Genomic DNA, 24,914 nt, shown 5'->3' with positions numbered 1-24,914 from the left:
CTTCAATGTCTGAAGACAGAAAATCAAGAACGGGCTCCTGGCGCGCGCGCTGCGGCATCGCGGTGGCGGTGCTTGTGCTGTCGCTGCATGCGGGGCGGGCGGAAAACACGCTCGACATGGCTCCCGATCCGGATCAGAGCCGGGCCGAATATGAACGGGTCTCGAAGGAGATCACGCTGTCGTCGGAACGATTGGCCAAACTCTCCGCCGATATCGCGACGATCAAGAAGGATCACGCCTCGATCACCGCCGCATTGATCCAGTCGGCGATGACCGAGCAGAAGCTCGGCCAGGACATCGAGGACATCGGCGCCCGGCTGGAAGGACTGAAGGGCCAGGAACAGAAGATCCGCGCCTCGCTGATGGCGCGGCGCGACGTTCTGGCCGAAGTGCTGGGCGCGCTGCAGCGCATGGGCCTCAACCCGCCGCCGGCGATCCTGGTCAAGCCCGAGGACGCGCTGTCGTCGGTGCGCAGCGCCATCCTGCTCGGCGCGGTGGTGCCGGAACTGCGCCAGCAGACCGATAGCCTGCTTGCCGATCTCAAGGAACAGACCAGGATCACGGCGTCGATCGAGGCCGAACGGGCGCGGCTGACGGCGGCGGTCGGCGACCAGACGGCGGAAAAGAAGCGGCTCGGCATGCTGCTGGAGGCCAAGCAGAAGCTCGAAGCCGACACGCAGACGCAAATGGCCGCCGAAAAGCAGCGATCCGAAGCGCTGGCGGCCAAGGCCGGCAGCCTGAAGGAGTTGATCGCGTCGCTCGAAGCGCAGGCCGACAAGAGCCGCAAGGCTGCCGATGCTGCCAAGGCCGCCGAGCAGAAGACGGCAAGCGGCGACAACACATCGGCGCCGGCGGAACTGGCGTCGCTGCCCGTTCCGGAAAGCAACCAACTTGCCGCCGCGGTGCCCTTTTCGGCCCTTCAGGGACAGATCGCGCTGCCGGTGACCGGCCGTATCAAGCGGCGATTCGGCGCCGATGACGGTAACGGCGCGGTGATGCTTGGCGACATGGTTGCGACACAATCGGGAGCCATCGTTACCGCGCCGGCGGATGGAAATGTGCTTTATGCGGGGCCGTTTCGCTCTTATGGTCAACTCTTGATCCTGAACGCAGGCGACGGCTATCATGTCGTTTTGGCGGGGATGAGCAGAATCAGCGTCGCGACCGGTCAATCAGTGCTTGCAGGAGAGCCGATCGGTGCGATGGGAGAGGCCCGGGTGGCGAGCACCTCGGTTTCGAAGAATGGAAATGCCACGCCGGAACTCTATGTCGAGTTCCGCAAGGATGGAAAACCCGTCGATCCGGCCCCATGGTGGGCGGACCGTTTTTCTGGAAGGACGTGAATAATGCGGAAACTGTCGCTTCTGTTTGCCGGTGCGCTGATGGGCGCGTCCGCCATGAGCCTGGTCTATGGCGCGCCCGGCTCGGCGGCGAACGCTGCAGGGTCGGAGACCTACAAGCAACTGGCGATCTTCGGCGATATCTTCGAGCGGGTGCGGGCACAGTATGTGACACCGCCCGACGACAAGTCGCTGGTCGAGAATGCCATCAACGGCATGCTGGCCTCGCTTGACCCGCACTCCTCCTATATGAATGCCGAGCAGGCGCAGGATATGCGCGTCCAGACCAAGGGCGAGTTCGGCGGCCTCGGCATCGAGGTCACCATGGAGAACGATCTGGTCAAGGTGATCACGCCGATCGACGACACGCCGGCCGCCAAGGCAGGCGTGCTGGCCGGCGACTACATCGCCAAGATCGACGGCGAAGAGGTTCGCGGTCTGACCCTCAACGATGCGGTCGACAAGATGCGCGGCCTGGTCAACACGCCGATCAAGCTGACCATCCTGCGCCAGGGCGCCGACAAGCCGATCGAACTGACGGTCGTGCGCGACATCATCAAGGTCAAGGCGGTCAAGTTCCGGGTCGAGAACGACATCGGCTATATGAAGATCACCTCCTTCACCGAAAAGACCTATGACGACCTCGAGAACGCCATCGACACCATCAAGAAGCAGATTCCCGACGACAAGCTGAAGGGCTACGTTCTGGATCTCCGCCTCAATCCAGGTGGCCTGCTCGACCAGGCGGTGAGCGTGTCCGATGCCTTCCTCAACCGCGGCGAGATCGTCTCGACGCGCGGCCGCGACCCCAAGGACGTCACCCGCTTCGACGCCAAGCCCAAGCAGGTCGACGACATCAACGGCAAGCCGATGATCGTCCTGGTCAATGGCGGTTCGGCCAGTGCGTCGGAAATCGTCGCCGGCGCGCTGCAGGACCTGCGCCGTGTCACGGTGGTCGGCACGCAGTCCTTCGGCAAGGGTTCGGTGCAGACCATCATTCCGCTCGGCGAGAATGGTGCGCTGCGGCTGACGACGGCGCTCTATTACACGCCGTCCGGCAAGTCGATCCAGGGCAAGGGCATCACGCCGGACATCAAGGTCGAACAGCCACTGCCGCCGGAACTGCAGGGCAGGGATCTGACACGTGGCGAATCCGATCTCAAGGGCCATATCAAGGGCGCCGACGAGAGCACGACGGGTTCGGGCTCGGCGGCCTATGTGCCGCCGGATCCGAAAGACGATCTGCAGCTCATCTATGCCGAGCAGCTGCTGCGTGGCCAGAAGACCGATCCGTCCTTCCCGCCCAATCCGCAAAAGGCGGTTCTCAACCAGTAAGGATCTGGAGCGGCGCACGCGCCGCCCCATCTTTCTGTTTGAGCCAGATGGAAGCAATGCGATGCTGCCGGGACCGAGAGGTTCCGGCAGTTTGATTCGGGGGGCGAGGCAAAGCTCCCGAGACATGGCGCGGGGTGCGCCGGGATTGATGAATTCGCGCATGTCTTTTCGAAGCGGCTTCGTCTTCGGAGCCATGTGCCCGGGGATTAGGCTTGGCTGATATCGGCAAGGACATCGAACGCCCGCTCGGACAGGCAGTCCGGTCGCCGCGCGCCGCCGGCAAGATCAGCGGCAGTGCGATCATGGCGACAGTGGCCGTGCTGGCGGTGGCCGGCGTCTCCGGCGCGATCGCGCTCAGGGAAAAGCCGTTTAGAAAGCCGCAAGAGGTTGCCGTTTCAACGCCGAAAGTGACCGCGGCGGCCGAGCCTGCCCCTGCGCCGCCCGCATCGACCCCGAAGCCGGAGGCGCCGGTCAAATCAGGCGGGCCGCAGATCATCCATGTGCAGACGGAGGAGGGCGATGGGCCGCCCAAGGCAGCGATCGTCATTCGCGATCCGTCGACCATCGGCCAGAACCTGAAGATCGCGCATATTCCAGACAAGGCGCTGATCGAGACCAGCGTGACCGGGCCGTTGCCGGTGCGCGCCACGGATGGCAGGCGGCCGTTCGACGTCTATGCGCGGCCCTGGTCGGGCGGGCGCGGCGCACGGGTGGCGATCGTCATCGGCGGGCTTTCGGTTTCGCAGACCGGCACCCAGGCGGCCATCGCCAAGCTGCCGGCGGAGGTGACGCTGGCTTTCGCGCCGCAAGGCAACAGCATCGGCCGGTGGATGCAGGCAGCCAGGCAGAGTGGCCACGAGATCGTCATGCAGGTGCCGCTCGAACCGTTCGATTATCCGAAGGTAAATCCGGGCCGCAACACGCTGACGGTGGCGGCGAGCGCGGATGAGAACCTGAAGAGCTTGCACTGGGCGCTGTCGCGGACGACCAACTATACCGGCGTCATGAACTATATGGGCGCCCGCTTTTCCGCCGATGCGGCGGCGATGGAGCCGTTCATCGCCGAGCTCGGCAAACGCGGCCTTGCCTATATCGATGACGGCTCGTCGGCGCGCAGCCTGGCGCCGGACCTGGCGCTGAAGGACGGCGTGCCCTTCGTCGCCGGCGACATGGCGATCGATGCCGTGCAGGATCGCGGCGAAATCCTGAAGAAGCTCGACAGCCTGGAGGCGACCGCGCGGGCCAAAGGCACTGCCGTCGGCATCGGTTCGGCCTTCGACCTGACGGTCGATACCGTGTCGTCCTGGGTGGTCGAGGCCAAGAAGCGCGGCATAGAGATCGTGCCGATTTCAGCGGTGGCTATAGATCCGCAAAAAGGCTAGCCATCGTAAGACGGCTGGAAAGACTGACTGATGCCAAAGACGAACAAGATCGACCGCGAAACGCTGCCTTACCGTCCATGTGTCGGGCTGATGATCCTCAATGCCGAGGGCCTTGTCTGGGTCGGGCACCGGATTGCCGAACCGGACAGCGAATTTGCCGGCACGGCGCAGCTCTGGCAGATGCCGCAGGGCGGCATCGACGAGGGCGAGGAGCCCCTGCAGGCGGCCGAGCGCGAGCTCTATGAGGAGACCGGCATGCGGGGCGTCTCGCTGCTGGCCGAGGCGCCGGACTGGATCAACTATGATTTGCCGGACCATCTCGTCGGCATCGCCTTCAAGGGCCGGTATCGCGGCCAGACGCAGAAATGGTTCGCCTTTCGCTTCCATGGCGATGTCAGCGAGATCCAGATCAATCCGCCGCCGGGTGGCCACACCGCCGAATTCGACAAATGGGCATGGCGGCCCATGCAGGATCTTCCCGACCTGATCGTGCCGTTCAAGCGCCATGTCTATGAGGATGTGGTGGCGGCGTTCCGGCATCTGGTGCGATAGCCGCGATACAACAACCGCGGTTGCCGCGCCGGCCCGGCGGTCCTATTGATGTATCCCCTCCCACGCGAAGGGTCGCCATGGACGACGCCCCCAAAAGGTCGCTGCCAGAAGAGGCCACCGCCACAAGCGAAGTGGCGGCTGGGGCCATCCTCACCATCGATCTCGGTGCAATCCGTGAAAACTACCGGCGGCTGAAGGCGCGGTTGGGCGATGTTGCCTGCGCTGGTGTGCTCAAGGCGGACGGCTACGGCGTTGGCGCCGGCCAGGTCGGGGCGGCGCTGCTGCGCGAAGGCTGCGATGTCTTCTTCGTTGCGCTTCTGGGCGAAGGCGTCGCCCTGCGCCGCTCGCTTGGTGCGGGCCCTGCCATTTTCGTGTTGAACGGCATTCCGTCCGGTGCCGAGACGGACGCCGTGGCAGCGGACGTTTGCGCTGTCATCAACAGCCCCGAGCAACTGGCGGCTTGGCGTGTGTCGGCTCGCCGCGCCGGCCGAAAACTGCCGGCCGCCATCCAGTTCGACAGCGGCATGTCGCGGCTCGGCATGGCGCCCCGGGATGTAGAGCGCGTTGCCGCCGATCCGCAGGCCTTCGACGGCATCGACATCCGGTTCGTGATGAGTCATCTGGCCTGCGCCGACGAGCCGGAGCACCCGGCCAATGAGCGGCAGCGATTGGCATTCGAGCAGCTGCGCAAGATGCTGCCGGCGGCACCGGCCTCGCTGACCAATTCCTCCGGCATCTTTCTTGGGGAGCGCTTTCACTACGATCTCGCCCGCCCCGGTGCCGCGCTCTACGGCATCAATCCGACGCCGGCAAAGCCCAATCCGATGCTGCCGGTGGTGCGGTTGCAGGCAAAGGTGGCACAGACGCGCAGCATCGAAAAAGGCGCCGGCGTCGGCTATAGCCACACCTATCAAGCGCAAGGCCCGCTCAGGCTGGCGACGATTTCGTTCGGCTACGCGGATGGCTGGCAGCGCCGGGCCGCGTCGGCTGCGTGGTTCGAGGGCACGCGCCTGCCTTTCCTCGGGCGGGTGTCGATGGATTCGATCATTCTCGACATTTCCGCCCTGCCGGCCGGCAGGTTGCGCGAGGGTGATCTCGTCGAACTGCTCGGTCCCTCGCAAAGTGTCGATGACGCTGCCGGCCATGCCGGCACCATCGGCTACGAGATCCTGACCAGCCTCGGCCCGCGCTTCCATCGGCGCTATGTCGGCAGTTGAGCGGTTTGGCCGCGCTTGACAAGCGGACGCCTGTCGGCAAGGCTCCTTGCATGAGCAACCCAGCTTATATCAGAACCTTGTTCAGGGTCTGCCCGATCGCGGGATCGTAGCCCCGGCGCGGTCGCCTTTTGGCGTTCGTCCGAACCGGGGCATTTCTACCTGACATCATCATTCCCGAGCCAGACAGCTTCGCGGCTGCCGGCTTTTCATCAAGCCACCGTTTGTGCGGGGGCAGGCGCGCGTCTGTTGGATGCGCCAAGTCATGAGGTTTGCCATGCAACATGCAACAGGATTGCGTCCACCGAGCCGGCTTCTGGTCAGCGATGCCGACCACCACCGGCTGACGGGCCTGGCGCGGGCGTCGCTCGACCGCGTGCCCGAGACGGCCGAAGAACTGCTTTCGGAGATGGACCGTGCCTTCGTGACGGCAGCGGCTTCCATGCCGGCCAACGTGGTGCGGATGGGTTCGACGGTGACAATCCGCAACGATGGCGGCCACACCCAGCGCATCACGCTGGTCTATCCCGGCGAAGCAGACATCAGTGAAAACAGGATCTCGGTGCTGACGCCGATGGGGACGGCGCTTATCGGCGCGTCGATCGGGCAGACAGTGTGCTGGAGCAGCCGTGGCGGCCGGGAACTGTCGGCGACCATCGAAGCGGTCGATGCGCCGGCCTGCGGGCGGGAAGGGTCCTGAGCATGGAGACGGCGATGACAGGCGCGAATTTCCGGCTGACGACGAAGGACTTCGCCGTCCTCGAGATCATGCTGGAGCGTTGGCGGGCTTTCGCGGATCCGATTGTTCCAATGCTTGAAGAGAAGCTTTCCAAAGCCGAGGTCGTCGCGATCGATTCGGTCGGACCCGATATCGTGACGCTGAACAGCAGGCTGGTGTTTCGTGTCGATGCCGGCCCTGCCCAGACCCGGACCCTGGTGCAGAACGAGGTGCGCGGTCCGGTCGGCTCCAGCCTGTCGATCATGACAAGGCGGGGGCTTTGCATGCTCGGCATGGCCGAGGGCCAGACTGCATGGATCGAACAGGCCGACGGCAGGCGGGAGTCGCTCCTGATCGCGACCGTGCTCTACCAGCCGGAGGCTGCGCGGCGTGCCGTCAGGGAGAAATCCCAAGCCGAGGCGCGACGGCCGCATGGGCTCACTCTCGTCTACAGCGCCGCAGCCGATTGGCGGCCCCTTGGCGAGCGGGCCGGAATGCGGCAGACAGGGGATGACGACCCCGGTCCTGCGGCGGCGTGAACAGGCAACACTGCATGATCTCGAAAATCGGCATCGATTTTCGCCGGGGATCGTGCGCAAATCGGAAATGCGGCCGCGTCCAGGCGTCCTCAAGGACGTGCGGCGGCAAGGAGTGAACGATGAAGATCATGGTGCTGGGCGGCGGCGTCATCGGAGTGACCACGGCGTACTTTCTTGCCGAGGCCGGCCACGAGGTGACGGTTCTCGACCGCCAGAAAGGCCCGGCGCTGGAAACCAGCTTCGCCAATGCCGGCGAGATTTCGCCCGGCTACGCCTCGCCCTGGGCCGGACCCGGCATTCCGCTGAAGGCGATCAAATGGCTGCTGATGAAGCATGGCCCGCTGGTGGTGCGGCCGGCCTTCGATCCGCATATGTGGACATGGCTCATCAAGATGCTGCGCAACTGCACGGCCGAGCGCTATGCGATCAACAAGGCGCGCATGGTGCCGCTCGCCGAATACAGCCGCGACACGCTGAAGGCGCTGCGCGAAGCGACCGGCATCGCCTATGACGAGCGGACACAAGGCACGTTGCAGCTGTTCCGTACGCAAAAGCAGCTCGACGGCACCGGCGGCGATGTCGAGGTGCTGAAGAAGTATGGCGTGCCTTACGAGATCCTCGACCAGGACGGCTGCATCGCGGCGGAGCCGGGCCTTGCCGGGGTGCGTGAAAAGTTCGTCGGCGGCCTCAGGCTGCCGCACGACGAGACCGGCGACTGCAAGATGTTCACCGACAGGCTGGCCGAGCTTTGCGTGGCGCGCGGCGTCAAGTTCGAATACGACGTGACGATCTGGCGCGTCATCCGCAGCCGCAACCGCATTGCCAATCTCAGCACCAGCAAGGGCTGGAAGGCCGCCGACGCCTATGTGATGGCGCTGGGCAGTTATTCGGCAGGTTTCATGCGCAGGGTGAAGCGGCCGATCCCCGTCTATCCGGTCAAGGGTTATTCGATCACTGTGCCGATCAAGGACGCCGCGGCGGCACCGGTGTCGACGGTGATGGACGAGACCTACAAGGTGGCGATCACCCGGCTCGGCGACCGCATCCGGGTTGGCGGTACGGCCGAGATTTCCGGCTTCGACCTCAGGCTGCACGAATCACGGCGGCGCACGCTGGAACATTCGGTCGGCGATCTCTTTCCGGGCGCCGGCGCGATGCGGGACGCGACGTTCTGGTGCGGGCTGCGACCGATGACGCCGGATGGTCCGCCGCTGATCGGCCGCACCGAGCTCTCCAATCTCTATCTCAACACCGGCCACGGCACGCTCGGCTGGACCATGGCCTGCGGCTCCGGCAAGGTGCTGGCCGACATCATCTCCAGCCGGGTGCCTGATATCGACGTCCGCGACCTCGCGCAGGAGCGCTATTTTCGGTAGGGCATGTGTTGGTCAGAATGGCGAGAGCGCGCTATTTTCTACTTATGAGGCGCTTGCTAGCCACTTCCCTACGGCTGGGTAGCGCCTAGCGTCCGATCCTGCGTAGTGCGATGATATATGAATGGGTTCAGACTTCACTGATAGAGAGTTGCGAGCGCGGCTAAACCAACTGGGCGCGCGCGTTGCAGAACTTAAGGCCGCAAGGCGGCCTCATCCTGAGGGAGAGCATATCGCAGGCGGCCCGCTCGGTCCGACAGACCCACTAGAGGCGGAACTCCTAGAACGATCAGGAGGATGGTGGGGCTTCAATCGCAACCCAGCGTTCACTCTCGTATCCCTCATGCTCTTTATCCGCTCGCTGCGTCGAACGAGCTAGACGCCGGCCAGCTAGGACCATATTCCTGCTTTCACTTTGGGTTGGTCAGATACAATCGCCGTCAGAATGCCTGCCGGACCCAGTCCTCGTCGAACAGCAGCCGGTAGGCCCATGGGATCGTCACATTGGTGGCGACCGGATTGGAGTGGGCGACATAGTCGTCATAGATCGGCTTCATCCTGGTGTAGAAGGCAGGATCGAGCACCATCATGCCGTTCTCACTGTCGTGAAAGAAGCTGCGGTTGTTGAGGTTGACCGACGAGATGGCGACCAGCCTTTCGTCGATCATCATGATCTTGGAATGCAGCACCACGTCAGGCGCCTTGAACTCGCGAATGTTGATGCGGTCGCCATATTTCTCGACGAACAACTTGTTGAGCGCGGTGAGGAATTTGCCGCCGATATCGCCCTTGAGATCGATGCGGCCGACAATGTCGATCCTGACGCCGCGCGCGAGCGCCCGGTCAACAGCCTGGGCAAGTTTCGGTGTCAGGTTGAGGTAGGGATTGACGATCTGGATATGGTGCTGGGCCGCATCGACCAGCTCGACGAAATAATCCTCCAGCGCATGGCCATCCTCGTAGGGCACCGAAATGAAGTGCCGCGCCGTGCCTGAGGGGCGGGCGCCGTCGGACCGGACCGGAATGGAGAAGGGGCGCGCCAGATTGGTGTCGGCGTCGCGCAGCCACACTGTCGAAAGATGCGCGGCGAGTGTCTCGACCGTGGCCGGATCGGCGAACTCGATGTCGAAGTCGCTCCAGTTCGAATAGTAGTTCAGTGAGAGCCCGTCGGTCTTGCCGTATTGCTCAAGGTCGGGATAGCGCGACAGATCGATCGGCTGGTGGAAGAGGAAGCCGTCATGGATGTTGCGGCCGCCGATGATGGCGCGCGAGCGCGTGGGATCGTCGGCAAGCGTCGCCAGCATCTTGACGTGATGGACCTTGTGCAGTTGTGAGATCTGCTCGTCGATCGGCGCGCCATGGTCCGCCCGCCAGCGATATTCCTGCAATTCGACATTGGGGAATTCGGCCGCCAGCCGATGCAGCAGGGCGTCGTCCTTGTCGCGCTCCAGCACGTCGGTGACCATGATGCGCACCTTGGTGCCGAGGGCCGCATGGTGGCGGATCAGCCGTTCGATGATGCGGCCGGAGAAGTCGGCCTTGAACTCCAGCGACGACAGATAGATCAGCTTCAGCCTTGGCGCCTTGGAGAAATCGAGCGGCAGCTCCGGGTCGCCCTTGTCGATGGCGCTGTCGGACAGCGGCGCTCCCATCAACGCCTCGACCTTGGCGTTGAAGCCATCGCGCGACTTCCGCAGCAGGCGCGGCTTTCCGATCGGCAAGGCACAGGTCTGCGACAGCCAGCGGCTGGCATAGAAGGCGCGGCTGAGCGCATCGAGGCCGGTGGGGTTGGGCGTCGGGCAACGCTCGTAGCGACTGTCGAAGGCGGCGAGAGCCGGATCGGCGGTCTCTTCGCGCCGGATGGTGAGCAGCGCGCCGGCCGGGGCGAGGCGGGAGCGGATCCTTGCCGTGCAGCGGTTCAGGCCGTCACTTGGAAACAGGCTGACCGTGTCATCCTCGCCGGACAGGCGAAAGCGGAATGCCGTGCCCGTGGCGATGGTGCGTGAACCGCCGCCGGCACGGATCGCCAGCGTGCCGTCGCAAGTGCCCTCGATGTCGGCCGGTTGCTTGCCGGCCTGGCGCAGCACGATCTCGACGCTGCGCGCCTGCAGGCCGGAGAAATCGAAGATCCTGGGCGCCGAGGGCCGCGCAGCCGCATCGATGTAGAGTGTCTGCCGCGACACCCGCCAGCGTCCATCGAAATGGCCCTCGCCGCTGCTGGCGCCGGCCGGCGGCAGATGCGTTTCGGCAACCGGTCCGGCCAGTTTTTGCAGTGTCCGGTAGGTCGCCTGGAAATCGCTGTTGGCGATCTCATGGCGGTCATGGCCGAAAGGGCCGGTGCCGTTGGCGCGGTCCATGGCGCCAAGCTGGTGGTGGGCGAGCAGCGCCAGGAAGCGTTTTTCATAGTCGCTCGTGCCGGCGTCACCGAAAAACTGCGCGGCGGCGATCCGCGGCCCAGCTGTCCCGGCGGAGAGAGCGGGTCGCGCGCAAGCGCTCTGGCCTTGCAGGAGATCGCAGGCATTGCGGCCAGCGCCGGCACAGCCGGCAAGGACAGCCAGCCCGAACAGAACGATGGCGATGGATGCGCGACCCTTCACCCGGCGTCTCCGGCCTTCAGGGCGCTCAATTGCGCGGGATCGCGCGGCGGCATGAAGCCCTGCGGGAAGACCTTGCAGACGGGAATGGCGAAGGTGGCGATCAACAGTTCGGCCTCGCCGCGCATTTTGCGTGGCGCTGTCTCGTCGTCACGGATCGCTTTCGCCGAGGCGACCAGGGTGCCGTCGCAGTCGCAATGGTTGTGGCGGGCGATGTAGCAGGCATCATGCACCTGGCAGGCCGCATCGAGTCGGTCGGCCGGCCGGGCCGACAGGTCGCCGGTGCGGGTGCCGGGGCCGCAATAATTGCCGAAGACGAAAGGTGAAGGCCGCGCCATGGCGTAGCGGATCGGCTTGGGCAGTTCGGCCTCCGGGACCTTCGTCCACGGATTGGCGCAAGCGGAAACGAAAAGCAGCGGCAGGATGGCAAGAACGGCTCGCATGTCTATCCGCGCCAGCTTTCTAAGGGATCGTCTCTACGCGGCGGCTGCACGTCTGATGCCACTCTGGCCGGTTTTGTGGCAAGGAAAAGGCGGCACGGCTAAACAAATAGGCTCCGCTCCCGCTCCACCACCTTGGTGATGAAGCTGGCGACGATCTGGACGCGGCGCAGCGGCCTGACCGATTCGTGATAGACCAGCCAGTAGGCACGGCGGATCGGCGCGACCACGTCGACGGATACCAATTCAGGCATCGAGCGGGCGACGAAGGTGTGCAGGATGCCGATGCCGGCGCCCGAGCGCACCGCCTCCGCCTGGCCGAGTGCGGAGGAGATGGCGAAGCTGGTGCGCCAGTCGGCGCTGAATTCGCCCGCATAGTCGAGCGAGGGACTGACGATGAGGTCGGGTACGTAGCCAATGAGCGTGTGCTGGCCGAGCTCGGCGGCGGTTTTGGGCAAGCCATGCGCTTCAGCATAAGCGCACGAGGCAAACAGGCCGAGCGAGTAGTCGACCAGCTTTCCCGCCACCAGCCGGCCTTCTGTCGGCCGCTCGACGGTGATGGCGATGTCCGCCTCGCGGCGCGACAAGGAAAAGGAGCGCGGCACCGGCACAAGCTGGATCGTCAGTTCGCGGTGCAGGGCGGTCAGTTCGCCGAGGCGCTTGGCCAGGAAGGCGACACCAAAACCGTCGGGCGCGCCAATCCGCACCGTGCCGGAAACGTCGTCGCCTTCGCCTGAAATGGTCGAGCGCGCGGCGATCATGTCGCCCTCCATGCGCTCGGCAATGTCGAGAAAACGCTCGCCGGCGGGCGTCAGCTCGCTGCCGGTGGTCAAGCGGCGAAACAGCTTTGTCCGCAGCGCTTCCTCGAGTGCGGCGATGCGGCGTGAGACGGTGGCGTGGTTGAGCTCCAGCCGTTTGGCCGCGCCAAGGATCTGGCCGGCACGCGCCACGGCAAGGAAGATGCGGACGTCATCCCAGTTCATGGGGATGGTCCAGGTGACAATCGCCGCCGTTGCGTTCCGTGGCGCCCCCCTCTGTCCTGCCGGACATCTCCCCCTCAAGGGGGGAGATTGGCAGCCTCGCCGACAGCTCTTCGCTAACAGCCTCAAGGATTGGCGAAGCCGAAGACAACAGCGCAATCTCCCCCCTAGAGGGGGAGATGTCCGGCAGGACAGAGGGGGGCGCGAAGGAACTCAACCTGTCAATCCTCCGGCGTCGTCTCGGGATAGCACCATTTGCGGGAATTGATGCTCGCTCGTCAATCGTTATCTATTATCCGCACAACGGTTGCGTTCTCCGTCGCGTTGCCATCCGCCGGCCAAAGGCGGACAATGCAGCATCACAAACAAGGGAGAGAAATCATGATCGACTATGGTCATTTCATTGGCGGCAAGCATGTCGCCGGGACCAGCGGCCGCAAGCAGGATGTCATGCAGCCGATGGACGGCTCCGTGCGCGGCACGGTGGCGTTGGCCTCGCAGGCGGAACTGCGCGCGGCGGTCGAGAATGCCAAGGCAGCGCAGCCGAAATGGGCCGCGACCAACCCGCAGCGCCGCGTACGCGTGCTGATGAAGTTTCTCGAACTGGTCGCGCGCGACTATGACGAACTGGCCGACATCCTGGCGCGCGAGCACGGCAAGACGATCGCCGACGCCAAGGGAGACATCCAGCGCGGCCTCGAAGTGGTCGAGGTCTGCATCGGCGCACCGCACATGATGAAGGGCGAATTCACCGACGGCGCCGGCCCCGGCATCGACGTCTATTCGATGCGCCAGCCGCTCGGCGTCGTCGCCGGCATCACGCCGTTCAACTTCCCGGCGATGATCCCGCTGTGGAAGATCGCGCCGGCCATCGCCTGCGGCAACGCCTTCATCCTGAAACCGTCGGAACGCGATCCGGGCGTGCCGATGCGCATTGCCGAACTGTTCCTCGAAGCCGGCCTGCCGGCAGGCATCCTCAATGTCGTCAATGGCGACAAGGACGTGGTCGACGCCATCCTCGATGATCCCGACATCAAGGCCATCGGCTTTGTCGGCTCGACGCCGATCGCCCATTACATCTATTCGCGCGGCACAGCCGCCGGCAAACGCGTGCAGTGCTTCGGCGGTGCCAAGAACCACATGATCATCATGCCCGATGCCGACATGGACCAGACCGTCGACGCGCTGATCGGCGCCGGCTACGGCTCGGCCGGCGAGCGCTGCATGGCGATCTCGGTCGCCGTCCCGGTCGGCAACGATACCGCCAACCGGCTGATGGAAAAGCTGATCCCGCGCGTCGAGAGCCTGAAGGTCGGTCCTTCGACGGACTCTTCCGCCGATTTCGGCCCGCTGGTGACGGCGCAGGCATTGGAACGCGTTAAGGGCTATGTCGACACCGGCGTCAAGGAAGGCGCCAAGCTGGTCGTCGACGGCCGTGGCTTCTCCATGCAGGGCTATGAAGACGGCTACTATATGGGTGGCTGCCTGTTCGACAACGTCACCGCGGACATGCGTATCTACAAGGAAGAGATCTTCGGGCCGGTGCTCTCTGTTGTGCGCGCCCCGACCTATGAGAGCGCGATCAAGCTCGCCAACGATCACGAGATGGGCAATGGCGTCGCCATCTTCACCCGTGACGGCGATGCCGCGCGCGACTTTGCAAGCCGTGTCCAGGTCGGCATGGTGGGCATCAATGTGCCGATCCCGGTGCCGATCGCCTACTACACGTTCGGCGGCTGGAAGGCATCTTCGTTCGGCGATCTCAACCAGCACGGCCCGGACGCGTTCCGCTTCTATACCAAGACCAAGACGGTGACCTCGCGCTGGCCGTCCGGCATCAAGGATGGTGCCGAATTCGTCATCCCGACGATGAACTGACCGGACGATTTCTTGGTTGCGCGTCCTCGCCTTCGGCTGCGGTCGCGCGGGCGGGCATCAAGGATGGTGCCGAATTCGTCATTCCGACGATGAATTGACCGGACGATTTCTTGGTTGCGCGTCCTCGCCTTCGGCTGCGGTCGCGCGGGCGGCATCAAGGACGGTGCTGAATTCGTCATCCCGACGATGAACTGACCGGACAACAAATTGATTTGGATTCAAGGCCCGGGCGCTCGCGCCCGGGCGTTTTTTTGCAATCCGGTGGCGACCCTATCCGCTTGAACGCTAATGTGATGGAACCAAGTAGGCATCTGCCGTCTTGGTTCTGCAGTCCTGCCGCAAGGAGGTACGGCAGATCAAGCAACGGCGCTGGCGACAGCTTCGGGGACATCGTCTGGCGCAAGGAGATGTCAGATGACCCGTCTTGTGGCAACGCTATTTTTCGTGGCAATTTCTGCGTTTCCCGCCGTCCCGGCGCTGGCGGCGCAATGCGCGGCCCGTGCGGATATGATCAAAGCGCTCGGCGAAAAATTCCACGAAAGCGAGGCGGCGCGCGGCCTGGTCAACCCGAGCCTGATTCTTGAGATATTCGTCTCCGACCAGGGCACCTGGACAATTCTTGCCACCGACACGCATGGTCAGAGCTGCGTCATCACGGCAGGCGAAGGCTGGGACGGTCCGTTGATGGCGGCGGCTGCCTTGCCAGGGACTTGACCCGAGCTTCGAGGAAGCGCCGGCGACGAAAGCGCACCGGATATAAAAGGACGTTCAGCGCGTGGCGGCCGTCTCGGCGTGGCCGCGCAGTAGCGCCATCAGGCGTTTGGCATCCTTGGCCGCGGCCTCCTCGTCGCCGGCAAGGATCGAGCGGATCAGCGCGACATGGTGCTCGGCGGATTCGGCAAGACCGGTCTCGGCCTTGTAGCGGAACCAGAAGCGGCGGCTATGGGTCTGCAAGGGGGCGGCCAGACGGGCGGCGAAGGGATTGTCGGCAGCCAGCGCCAGCGCTTCGTCGAGAGCCTTGTCGGCCTGGATGAAGGCAAGCACATTACCCGAGATCACCGCCTTCTGCATGGCAAGCGCTGCTTCGTGAAACAGGTCGGCGGCTTCGCGGGTGACGAAGCGGGCGGCCGAGCGGGCCAGCACCACCTCGACGCCGCGACGTGCATCGAGGACGCGCAACCAGTCGCCGGGATGGAGCGGGGCGATGGCGATGCCGGCGCGCGGCCTGACGTCGAGCAGCCCTTCCCATGCCAGCCGCTGGATCGCCTCGCGCACCGGTGTCCTGCCAAGCCCGAGCCTGTCGATCAGAGCGCCCTCGGTGACGAAGCTTGCCGGGGCCAGTTCGAGCGTGACGATCATGTGCTCGAGCACATGGTAGGCCCTGGTCGCGGCCGGCTCTGCCGGGATGCTTGCTGCCATGGATATCAAATGCGCTCTCCTGATATATCTTGAATATATCATAACGGAATCCGCATTGACAGCGGGTTTGTTAATAGATATACCACTGATATATCAGATGGAGAGATGATCATGTGGACCGGAGTTTTTCCTGCCGTCACGACCAAATTCACCGCGGACGATCGTCTCGATCATGCCGAGATGGAGCGCTGCTTCAGCCTGCAGATGGAGGCCGGCTGCGACGGCATCATCGTCTGCGGATCGCTCGGCGAGGGGCCGATGCTGTCGCCCGACGAGAAGATAGAGGTGCTGAAGACCGCACAGAAGGTCACCGGCAAGAAGCCGGTGCTGCTGACCGTCAACGAGGCCGGCACACGCGAGGCGGCCAGCATCGCCAAGCGCGCGAGCCGGGAAGGCGCCAATGGCCTCATGGTCGTGCCGAGCCCGATCTACCACACCAATGCGGAAGAGACGGTCGCGGCGCTGCGCGCGGTCGCGCAGGCGGGCGACCTGCCGGTCATGATCTACTCCAACCGGCTTGCCTACCGCGTCGACGTCACCGTCGACCAGATGGAGGAGCTAGCGTCGGACAAGCGCTTTGTCGCGATCAAGGAATCCTCCGACGACATCCGTCGTTCGACCGAGATCATCAATCGCCTGGGCACTCGCTACGACCTGTTCACCGGCGTCGACAATCTGGCCTTCGAGGCGCTGTCGGTTGGCGCCATCGGCTGGGTCGCCGGACTGGTCACAGCCTTCCCGCGCGAGACCGTCGCCATCTTCCAGCTGATGAAGCAGGGCCGCCGCGAGGAGGCGCTCGCCATCTACCGCTGGTTCCGGCCGCTGCTCGATCTCGATGTCTCGACCTATCTGGTCCAAAACATCAAGCTTGCCGAAGTGTTCGCGATCAACACAAATGACCGCGTTCGCATGCCGCGCCAGCCGCTGTCGGGCGAGCGCCGCAAGGCTGTCGAGAAGATCATCAAGGATGCGCTCGCGGTTCGGCCGAAGCTGCCGACATTTTGATGGCTTTCTTCTCCCCGTTCACGGGGAGAAGATGGCGGCAGCCAGATGAGGGGCAGCGCCTACGTGTCAGGAAATTCCAAGTCGACAGAAGCGGCGCGCCGCCCCTCATCCGCCCTTCGGGCACCTTCTCCCCGTGAACGGGGAGAAGGGCTCGACATCGCCATCATCGGTGGCGGCATCATCGGCATCTGTGCAGCCGCTTCTCTCGCCGAGGCCGGACGCAGGGTCACCATCTTCGACCGCACCGGCATTTGCGAGGAGACGAGCTCCGGCAACGCCGCCGCCTTTGCCTTTTCCGATGTGCTGCCGCTGGCCCACAAGGGCATGATGCGGCAGCTGCCGAAATGGCTGGCCGATCCGCTTGGCCCGCTCAGCATTCCGCCCGCCTATCTGCCGAAGCTTCTGCCCTGGTTGATCCGCTTCTGGCGCGCCGGTGCGCCGGGAAAATACGAGGCGAGCCTTGCTGCTCAGGCGGGCATGATGAAGCTCGCCGAGGCGGAGTGGATGGGCCTGCTCGATCGCTCCGGCACGCGGTCGATGTTGCGCGAGGATGGCTCGCTCGAGCTCTATGAAAGCGAAGCCGAGTTCCAGGCCGGGCTGCGCGGCTGGGCGGCGCGTGAGCGTTTCGGCATCGGTTTCCGCCATGTCGAGGGCGAGGAACTGGCCGCCTTGCAGCCGGGGCTGTCGCCGCGCTTCATCAAAGGCACGTTCGTGCCGGGATGGAAGACGGTCGCCGACCCGAAACTGCTGGGCAAGGCGGTGTGGGCCTACGCACAAAGCAAGGGTGCCCGCTTTGAGATGGCTCGGATCGGCCAAGTCGCGGCGGATCAGGATGGTGCGACGCTGACATTGGCAGACGGCACGACCAGACAGGCGCGACACCTCGTCGTCGCAGCAGGCGCATGGTCTCATCTGCTGGCGAAGCAACTCGGCGATCGCATTCCGCTGGAGACCGAGCGCGGCTACAACACCACGTTGCCGACGAGTGCCTTCGACGTGAAGCGGATGCTGATCTTCTCCGGCCATGGCTTCGTCGTCACGCCGCTCGCAACGGGCCTGCGTGTCGGTGGCGCCGTCGAACTCGGCGGCATCGAGCGGCGGCCCAATTATGCCAGGTCTAAGGCGCTGCTGCAGAAGGCGCAGAAATTCCTGCCGGGGCTCGATCCCTCGGGCGGGCGCGAATGGATGGGGTTCCGCCCCTCGCTGCCGGATTCAGTGCCAGTCATCGGCGGCGCGCCGGGAAAGCGGTCGGTGGTCTATGCCTTCGGCCATGGCCATCTCGGCCTGACCCAGGCGGCGGCCACCGGACGGTTGATCAGGGATCTTGTCCTGGGGCAGACTCCACCGATCGAACTGGGCCCCTTCAGTCCGCAACGATTTTGATATTTTCGGGTTTTGATTTTCGAGGAGCGTCATGGCCAAGAAATCCTTCTTCTGCATAGACGGCCACACCTGCGGCAATCCGGTGCGGCTGGTCGCTGGGGGCGGCCCGCTGCTGCAGGGCGCGACGATGATGGAGCGGCGTGCGCATTTTCTGGCCGAGTATGACTGGATCCGCACCGGCCTGATGTTCGAGCCGCGCGGCCACGACGTGATGTCCGGTTCGATCCTCTATCCGCCGACGCGCGAGGATTGCGACATCGCCATCCTGTTCATCGAAACCTCCGGCTGCCTGCCGATGTGCGGCCATGGCACCATCGGCACGGTGACGATGGCGATCGAGCACGGTCTGATCAAGCCGAAGACGCCGGGCGTGCTTCGGCTCGACACGCCGGCCGGACTTGTCATCGCCGAATACAAACAGGTCGGCGACTATGTCGAGGAGGTGCGCATCACCAATGTGCCGTCCTTCCTCCATGCCGAGGGGCTGACGATCGAATGCCCTGGGCTCGGCGAAATCACCGTCGACGTCGCCTATGGCGGCAACTTCTACGCCATCGTCGAACCGCAGAAGAACTATCGCGACATGGCCGATTATTCGGCGGGCGACTTCATCGCCTGGAGCCCGGTGGTGCGCCAGCGGCTCAACGAGAAATATTCCTTCGTCCATCCCGAGAATCCTGGCATCAACCGGCTGTCGCACATGCTGTGGACCGGTGCTCCGACGGTGGATGGGGCGGATGCCCGCAATGCCGTGTTCTACGGCGACAAGGCGATCGACCGCTCGCCCTGCGGCACCGGCACCTCGGCGCGCATGGCGCAGCTTCATGCCAAGGGCAAACTCAAGGCCGGCGACAGCTTCGTGCATGAATCGATCATCGGTTCGCTGTTCAAGGGCAAGGTCGAAAAGGACGTCACCGTGGCCGGCAAACCGGCCATCATTCCCTCGATCGGCGGCTGGGCGCGGATGACCGGACTGAACACCATCTTCATCGACGACCGCGACCCGTTCGCGCATGGATTTGTTGTCAAGTGATGGGAATCCTGACCCTGCGGAAAGCGAGGGCTTGAAAAATGGATCGTGCCAAAAACGCAAGGATTCCTTTCATCACCTAATTTTGACGGCGATTTCTTCGAAACGGAGCGCATGATGCGGTCGAATCGTCAAAGACATTGCGTTATGCCAATGGTAGGGTCCGCGATAGTCCAGGGGCCGGATGATGGAAAACGGGCAATCGGACAGCGTGCTTCGAAAACACGCATGACGATTGAAAAATGACGTTGCAATCCGGGCTCGAAACTTTACGACTAGGGGAAATACGAAAAGGAATGCGTCTGCATGGGCGACATTCCAGGGGAGCCATGTACACATGCAGTACTTTGTCCAGCAGCTTATCAACGGGCTGACGCTGGGATCGATCTATGGGCTGATCGCGATCGGCTACACGATGGTCTACGGCATCATCGGCATGATCAATTTCGCCCATGGCGACATCTTCATGGTGGGTGCCTTCACAGCACTGATCGTCTTCCTCGCCCTTGGCGCGCTGTTCTATTCCGTGCCGGTTGTGCTGGCGCTGCTGGTCATGATGATCGTGGCGATGCTGCTCACCAGCCTCTACAACTGGACGATTGAAAAAGTCGCCTACCGGCCGCTGCGCGGTTCGTTCCGACTGGCCCCGCTGATCACCGCCATCGGCATGTCGATCGCGCTGTCGAACTTCGTCCAGGTGACGCAGGGTCCCCGCAACAAGCCGATCCCGCCGATGGTCAGCCAGGTTTACAACATCAACGGCATCAGCGTGTCGCTGAAGCAGATCATCATCGTCGTCGTCACGGCGCTGCTGCTGGCGCTGTTCTGGTATCTGGTCAACAAGACCTCGCTCGGGCGAGCGCAACGGGCCTGTGAGCAGGACCGCAAGATGGCGGCGCTGCTCGGCATCGATGTCGACCGCACGATCTCGATCACCTTCATCATGGGTGCGGCCCTTGCCGCGGTCGCCGGCACTTTGTTCCTGATGTATTACGGCGTCATTGCCTTCTCGGATGGCTTCACGCCGGGCGTGAAGGCCTTCACGGCGGCGGTGCTGGGCGGCATTGGTTCGTTGCCGGGTGCTGTGCTCGGCGGGCTGATGATCGGCTTCATCGAGAGCATGTGGTCGGCATATTTCTCGATCGACTACAAGGACGTCGCGGCGTTCTCGATCCTGGCCATCGTGCTGATCTTCCTGCCTTCCGGCATATTGGGCCGGCCAGAAGTCGAAAAGGTCTGAGACCATGGCCGTCACCGTATCTCCGGAGCGCGACACCGTCGCCACGCCTATGCAGCGCGCGTTGCGCGAGTCACTTTATGCCGCTGCCATATCGTTCGGCCTGTTCGTGCTGTTCATCGGCCTGAAGACCGGTCAAAACATTTCCAATGAACTGGTCCTGACGACGCGCTGGGGCCTGCTTGCCGCCGTGGTGATCGCCACGGCCATCGGGCGCTTCTTCTATGTCGCTTATGGCCAGCCCTTCCTCGCCAACCAGAAGATCACCGACATCGCCACTGGCCTGTTGCCGGCCAGCGTGGCGTCGCGTTTCTTCCAGTTGCCGGCCTTCATTGTGGCCTTGGTCGCGGCGGTGGTGTTGTTTGCGGTCAACAGCTCTCTCGTCGGATGGGTGGGAGCCGTGCCGGCCGGCTATCTGCAGTTCCTGCGCGCCCTGGCGATCGTCTACGTGCTGGCCTGCGTGATCTATTATTTCCGCGGTTTCATTCACGCCAACTTCACCAAACTCGGCATTGCCGCACTGATCCTCTATCCGATCCTGGTGGTGGCGATCCTGTCGCTGATGTCCTGGTCATTCGTCGGCGGGCTGCAAGGTTCGCTGAAATGGGTCGACAATTTCGGCATCCAGATCCTGATCTATGTGATGCTGGCCTGGGGCCTGAACATCGTCGTCGGCCTCGCCGGCCTGCTCGACCTCGGTTATGTCGCTTTCTACGCGGTCGGCGCCTATGCCTATGCGCTGCTCGGCACGCAATACGGCCTGTCGTTCTGGATCCTTTTGCCGGCCGCCGGCGCCATGGCCGCCTTCTGGGGCGTGCTGCTCGGTTTCCCGGTGCTGCGCCTGCGCGGCGACTATCTGGCGATCGTCACCTTGGCTTTCGGTGAGATCATCCGCCTGGTGCTGATCAACTGGCGTGAGGTCACCAACGGTTCGGCCGGTATTTCCGGCATCCCGAAGGTCACCTTCTTCGGCCTGATGACCTTCAACGTGTCGGACCCCAATTACATCGCCAAGGTGCTGAATCTCGCGACCTCGAGCGCCTACTACAAGATCTTCCTCTATTACCTGATCCTGGCGCTGGCGCTGCTGACAGCCTTCGTCACCATCCGGCTGCGGCGCATGCCGGTCGGCCGTGCCTGGGAAGCGTTGCGGGAGGACGAGATCGCCTGCCGCTCGCTCGGCATCAACACCACCACCACGAAGCTTACAGCCTTCGCCACGGGTGCGATGTTCGGCGGCTTCGCCGGCGCGTTCTTCGCCGCACGGCAGGGCTTCGTCAGCCCGGAATCCTTCGTCTTCCTGGAATCGGCCATCATTCTGGCCATCGTCGTTCTCGGCGGCATGGGTTCGCTGGTCGGCATTGCGGTTGCCGCCATGGTGATGATCGGCGGCACCGAGGCGCTGCGCGAACTCGACTTCCTCAAGCAGGTCTTCGGGCCGGACTTCACCCCGGAACTCTACCGTATGCTTCTGTTCGGCATGGCCATGGTCATCGTCATGCTGTGGAAGCCGCGTGGTTTCGTCGGCAGTCGTGAACCAACCGCCTTCCTCAAGGAGCGAAAGGCTGTCTCAAGCTCCTTCACCAAGGAAGGACACGGCTGATGAATGCGAACCCTGTTCAGAAGGCCAATTCCGGCGCGAACGACGCTATCCTGCAGGTCGATCATCTGTCGATGAAGTTCGGTGGCCTGGTGGCCATCGGCGATCTGTCTTTCGCCGCCAAGCGCGGCGAGATCACCGCGCTGATCGGCCCCAACGGCGCCGGCAAGACCACGGTGTTCAACTGCATCACCGGCTTTTACAAGCCGTCGGAAGGCATGATCACGCTCAACCGGAACGATGGTTCGACCTTCCTGCTCGAGCGGCTGCCCAACCATGAAATCCCGGCGCGCGCCAAGGTGGCGCGCACCTTCCAGAACATTCGGCTGTTCTCCGGCATGACCCTGCTGGAGAACCTGCTGGTCGCCCAGCACAACAAACTGATGAAGGCATCGGGCTACACGGTCCTCGGCCTTTTCGGCTTCAGCGGCTATCGCAAGGCCTCGGCCGAATCGGTGGAACTCGCCAAGCATTGGCTGGAAAAGGCCGATCTTGTCGACCGTGCCGACGACCCGGCCGGCGACCTGCCCTATGGCGCGCAGCGCCGCCTCGAGATCGCTCGCGCCATGTGCACGGGACCCGAGCTTCTGTGCCTCGACGAACCGGCGGCCGGCCTCAATCCGAAGGAATCGGCGGCGCTGAACGAGCTGCTGATCGACATCAAGAACACATCCGGTACCTCGATCCTGTTGATCGAGCACGACATGTCGGTGGTCATGCAGATCTCCGACCATGTCGTGGTGCTGGAGTACGGCCGCAAGATCTCGGACGGCAGTCCGCAGTCGGTGCGCACCGACCCGCGCGTCATCGCCGCCTATCTCGGCGTCGACGACGAGGAAGTCGAAGCGGTCCTTACCGAAGTCGGCGACGAAGATGTCATCGAACAGCTCGATACAGGGCCGGATGCCGCGCATGGTCCGGGAACGTCGTCGTCCTATCTCGCCGGGCCGGTGACCGACACGGTCGGCCATAGTTCGGGCGAGCGGGTTACGGTGGCCAAGGGAGCGTCAAAGGCCGGTCAGGTCGACGCCAGGTCGCTCGCCGCGGCAAACAAGGCAGCCCCGCTGGCAGCCGTGCCGGCAGCGAAGGCAAAGCCTGCTCCGAAAGCGGCTTCAAAGGCGGCAACCGGCGCGGCGGCGACGTCGACCGCGTCGGCCAAGCCGGCAGCCAAGGCCCCGGCAAAGGCTGGAGAGATCTCCAACCGGCTGGCTGCACCTCGCGGCGGCAAGGCCGATAATTTGACCCGCATCAAGGGCATCGGCGCGGTCAACGAGAAGAAGCTCAACGATCACGGCATCTTCCATTTCGACCAGATCGGCGCCTGGAAAAAGGCCGACGTCGAGGCCGCCGAAGCCTATCTCGCCTTTGACGGACGTATCGCGCGCGAGGAATGGGTCAAACAGGCCAGGCTGCTCGGCCAGGGCAAGGACACGGAATTCTCGCGCCGCGTCGATGCGGGCAAGGTGGCGACAAGCCATGCTTCCGCAAAGACTGCAAAGGCAGCCACCGGAAAGACCGGGAGCAAGACCGCTGCCAAGCCCGTGGCGGGCAAGCGCGGAGGAGGCAAGTGATGGCCGCGACAACGCTGCTCGATATCAAGGGCGTGCAGACTTACTACGGCAACATCCGAGCCTTGAACGGCGTCGATGTCACTGTGAAGGAAGGTGAGATCGTGGCACTGATCGGCGCCAACGGCGCCGGCAAGTCGACGCTGATGATGACTATTTTCGGCGCGCCGCGGGCTCGCGCCGGCACCATCACCTTTGCCGGCACCGACATCACCCAGATGCCGACGCACGAGATCGCGCGCATGCGCATTGCCCAGTCGCCCGAGGGCCGGCGGATCTTTCCGCGCATGACGGTGATGGAAAACCTGCAGATGGGCGCCAGTCTCGACAACCTCAAGCACTATGACGAGGACGTCGAGAAGGTGTTCACGCTGTTCCCGCGTTTGAAAGAGCGCATCACCCAGCGCGGCGGCACGCTGTCGGGCGGTGAGCAGCAGATGCTGTCGATCGGACGCGCGCTGATGGCACGGCCGAAGCTGCTTTTGCTCGACGAGCCGTCCCTGGGTCTCGCGCCGCTGATCGTCAAGCAGATCTTCGATGCCATTCGCGAACTGAACCGCACCCAGGGGCTGACCGTGTTCCTGGTCGAGCAGAACGCCTTCGGCGCGCTCAAGCTCGCCACGCGCGGCTACGTCATGGTCAACGGCAATGTGACGATGAGCGGCACCGGCAAGGAACTGCTCGCCAATCCGGAAGTGCGCGCCGCCTATCTCGAAGGCGGACACCACTGAGTTCGGAGCGGAATGCGTGCATCCGCCATTCCGCTCCAGATTGTTTGTTTGTCGCATGATCTTTGTCCGGAAAGTCCGCAACTTTTCGGGATCATGCTAAGGAGACTTCACCATGCAGGGCATTCTTTACGAGGAACCCTCGATCTGGCAGTTCTTCTTCGTCACCTGTCTGCTCGGCGGCTGGGCGGCGTGGATGACGGGCAAGGCCAGTGCTCAGACGTGGCGCAGCTTCATCCAGCTGTTCGCCTATATGCTGGGCCTCGGCATCGCGATCCGCTTCATCCATCACGCGCTGTTCGGCGGCACCATGTTCTCGCTGCACTATTATGTCGTCGACACCATCGTGCTGATGATCCTCGGCTTCGTCGGCTATCAATACACGCGCACCAACCAGATGGTGACACAGTATAATTGGCTCTACGAAAGAGCTTCACTCTTGAGCTGGAAACCGAAAGGTTGACGTTCATCATTAACGCCGTCTCGAAATTGAATCGGCGTGACAAGTGCCTGAAAATCGGCAAACTATGCTTTCTGCGATAAGGGTGGGCATCGCATGAAAGCTTCATCCACGCCCACTCCGTTAATGGGAGCGTTTA

The 24,914-nt window shown here is 63.6% G+C and carries 22 protein-coding genes; 18 read left to right on the top strand and 4 right to left on the bottom strand.

Going from position 1 to position 24,914, the window contains the following annotated elements; all coding sequences use genetic code 11:
* Positions 1–5 precede the first annotated feature (5 nt).
* The 8 genes from AC0L3E_RS09300 to AC0L3E_RS09265 all read left to right on the top strand — a co-directional run bounded on the left by AC0L3E_RS09300 (position 6) and on the right by AC0L3E_RS09265 (position 8,456).
* On the top strand, positions 6–1,343 hold the full coding sequence (locus AC0L3E_RS09300; RefSeq protein ID WP_127267093.1) for a murein hydrolase activator EnvC family protein: 1,338 nt from the start codon (positions 6–8) through the stop codon (positions 1,341–1,343).
* On the top strand, positions 1,344–2,675 hold the full coding sequence (locus tag AC0L3E_RS09295) for a S41 family peptidase (RefSeq protein ID WP_024502881.1): 1,332 nt from the start codon (positions 1,344–1,346) through the stop codon (positions 2,673–2,675).
* 212 nt (positions 2,676–2,887) lie between these two features.
* Positions 2,888–4,057, top strand: a complete 1,170-nt coding sequence (locus AC0L3E_RS09290) for a divergent polysaccharide deacetylase family protein (RefSeq protein ID WP_473604650.1) — start codon at positions 2,888–2,890, stop codon at positions 4,055–4,057.
* Positions 4,058–4,087: 30 nt separating this feature from the next.
* Positions 4,088–4,609, top strand: coding sequence for an RNA pyrophosphohydrolase (locus AC0L3E_RS09285; RefSeq protein ID WP_473604649.1), 522 nt, complete (start codon positions 4,088–4,090; stop codon positions 4,607–4,609).
* Between the two features lie 77 nt (positions 4,610–4,686).
* Positions 4,687–5,826, top strand: a complete 1,140-nt coding sequence (gene alr, locus AC0L3E_RS09280) for an alanine racemase (RefSeq protein ID WP_473604648.1) — start codon at positions 4,687–4,689, stop codon at positions 5,824–5,826.
* A 274-nt stretch (positions 5,827–6,100) separates the two neighbouring features.
* On the top strand, positions 6,101–6,523 hold the full coding sequence (gene rnk, locus AC0L3E_RS09275; RefSeq protein WP_127267089.1) for a nucleoside diphosphate kinase regulator: 423 nt from the start codon (positions 6,101–6,103) through the stop codon (positions 6,521–6,523).
* Between the two features lie 14 nt (positions 6,524–6,537).
* Positions 6,538–7,080: a GreA/GreB family elongation factor gene (locus AC0L3E_RS09270; protein WP_473604647.1), complete on the top strand. Its 543-nt coding sequence runs from the start codon at positions 6,538–6,540 to the stop codon at positions 7,078–7,080.
* Between the two features lie 119 nt (positions 7,081–7,199).
* Positions 7,200–8,456: a D-amino acid dehydrogenase gene (locus tag AC0L3E_RS09265; RefSeq protein ID WP_473604646.1), complete on the top strand. Its 1,257-nt coding sequence runs from the start codon at positions 7,200–7,202 to the stop codon at positions 8,454–8,456.
* Between the two features lie 437 nt (positions 8,457–8,893).
* Here AC0L3E_RS09265 and AC0L3E_RS09260 read toward each other — a convergent pair whose 3' ends face one another.
* The 3 genes from AC0L3E_RS09260 to AC0L3E_RS09250 all read right to left on the bottom strand — a co-directional run bounded on the left by AC0L3E_RS09260 (position 8,894) and on the right by AC0L3E_RS09250 (position 12,470).
* A complete protein-coding gene (locus tag AC0L3E_RS09260; protein WP_473604644.1) occupies positions 8,894–11,050 on the bottom strand; it encodes a phospholipase D-like domain-containing protein in 2,157 nt (718 codons plus the stop codon).
* Positions 11,047–11,490 (bottom strand): hypothetical protein, encoded by a 444-nt coding sequence (locus AC0L3E_RS09255; RefSeq protein ID WP_473604643.1) that lies wholly within the window; start codon positions 11,488–11,490, stop codon positions 11,047–11,049. The genes AC0L3E_RS09260 and AC0L3E_RS09255 overlap by 4 nt, the downstream gene beginning before the upstream one ends.
* Positions 11,491–11,588: 98 nt before the next feature.
* Positions 11,589–12,470: a LysR family transcriptional regulator gene (locus tag AC0L3E_RS09250; protein WP_473604642.1), complete on the bottom strand. Its 882-nt coding sequence runs from the start codon at positions 12,468–12,470 to the stop codon at positions 11,589–11,591.
* Positions 12,471–12,848: 378 nt separating this feature from the next.
* Here AC0L3E_RS09250 and AC0L3E_RS09245 point away from each other — a divergent pair, with 378 nt between their 5' ends.
* Both AC0L3E_RS09245 and AC0L3E_RS09240 read left to right on the top strand, forming a co-directional pair.
* Positions 12,849–14,345, top strand: a complete 1,497-nt coding sequence (locus tag AC0L3E_RS09245) for a CoA-acylating methylmalonate-semialdehyde dehydrogenase (protein WP_023811796.1) — start codon at positions 12,849–12,851, stop codon at positions 14,343–14,345.
* Positions 14,346–14,759: 414 nt separating this feature from the next.
* A complete protein-coding gene (locus AC0L3E_RS09240; protein ID WP_256747316.1) occupies positions 14,760–15,059 on the top strand; it encodes a hypothetical protein in 300 nt (99 codons plus the stop codon).
* Between the two features lie 54 nt (positions 15,060–15,113).
* Here the strand turns inward: AC0L3E_RS09240 and AC0L3E_RS09235 are convergent, their stop codons facing one another.
* Entirely contained in the window at positions 15,114–15,764 is a 651-nt protein-coding gene (locus AC0L3E_RS09235; protein ID WP_245472866.1) for a GntR family transcriptional regulator, read from the bottom strand.
* A 111-nt stretch (positions 15,765–15,875) separates the two neighbouring features.
* Here AC0L3E_RS09235 and AC0L3E_RS09230 point away from each other — a divergent pair, with 111 nt between their 5' ends.
* From AC0L3E_RS09230 to AC0L3E_RS09195, 8 genes are all read left to right on the top strand, one after another.
* A complete protein-coding gene (locus AC0L3E_RS09230; protein ID WP_473604641.1) occupies positions 15,876–16,769 on the top strand; it encodes a dihydrodipicolinate synthase family protein in 894 nt (297 codons plus the stop codon).
* A gap of 63 nt (positions 16,770–16,832) precedes the next feature.
* A complete protein-coding gene (locus AC0L3E_RS09225) occupies positions 16,833–18,152 on the top strand; it encodes an NAD(P)/FAD-dependent oxidoreductase (RefSeq protein ID WP_473604640.1) in 1,320 nt (439 codons plus the stop codon).
* A 31-nt stretch (positions 18,153–18,183) separates the two neighbouring features.
* Positions 18,184–19,185, top strand: coding sequence for a 4-hydroxyproline epimerase (locus AC0L3E_RS09220; RefSeq protein ID WP_127327602.1), 1,002 nt, complete (start codon positions 18,184–18,186; stop codon positions 19,183–19,185).
* 334 nt (positions 19,186–19,519) lie between these two features.
* Positions 19,520–20,422 carry a branched-chain amino acid ABC transporter permease gene (locus AC0L3E_RS09215; protein ID WP_127267457.1) on the top strand — a complete coding sequence of 301 codons (903 nt, stop codon included), beginning with the start codon at positions 19,520–19,522 and terminating at the stop codon, positions 20,420–20,422.
* A 4-nt stretch (positions 20,423–20,426) separates the two neighbouring features.
* A complete protein-coding gene (gene livM / locus AC0L3E_RS09210) occupies positions 20,427–22,022 on the top strand; it encodes a high-affinity branched-chain amino acid ABC transporter permease LivM (protein ID WP_128309784.1) in 1,596 nt (531 codons plus the stop codon).
* Positions 22,022–23,590, top strand: a complete 1,569-nt coding sequence (locus tag AC0L3E_RS09205) for an ATP-binding cassette domain-containing protein (protein WP_473604639.1) — start codon at positions 22,022–22,024, stop codon at positions 23,588–23,590. The genes livM and AC0L3E_RS09205 overlap by 1 nt, the downstream gene beginning before the upstream one ends.
* Complete coding sequence (locus AC0L3E_RS09200; RefSeq protein WP_127296224.1) at positions 23,590–24,318, top strand: ABC transporter ATP-binding protein; 729 nt, start codon at positions 23,590–23,592, stop codon at positions 24,316–24,318. The genes AC0L3E_RS09205 and AC0L3E_RS09200 overlap by 1 nt, the downstream gene beginning before the upstream one ends.
* Positions 24,319–24,430: 112 nt before the next feature.
* Positions 24,431–24,778 carry a DUF6867 family protein gene (locus AC0L3E_RS09195; RefSeq protein ID WP_023811804.1) on the top strand — a complete coding sequence of 116 codons (348 nt, stop codon included), beginning with the start codon at positions 24,431–24,433 and terminating at the stop codon, positions 24,776–24,778.
* Positions 24,779–24,914: the final 136 nt, after the last annotated feature.

Source organism: Mesorhizobium sp. WSM4822 (assembly GCF_055811155.1).
The sequence above is the reverse complement of the archived record's forward strand: the minus strand, read 5'-3'. Positions and strand labels throughout refer to the sequence as shown.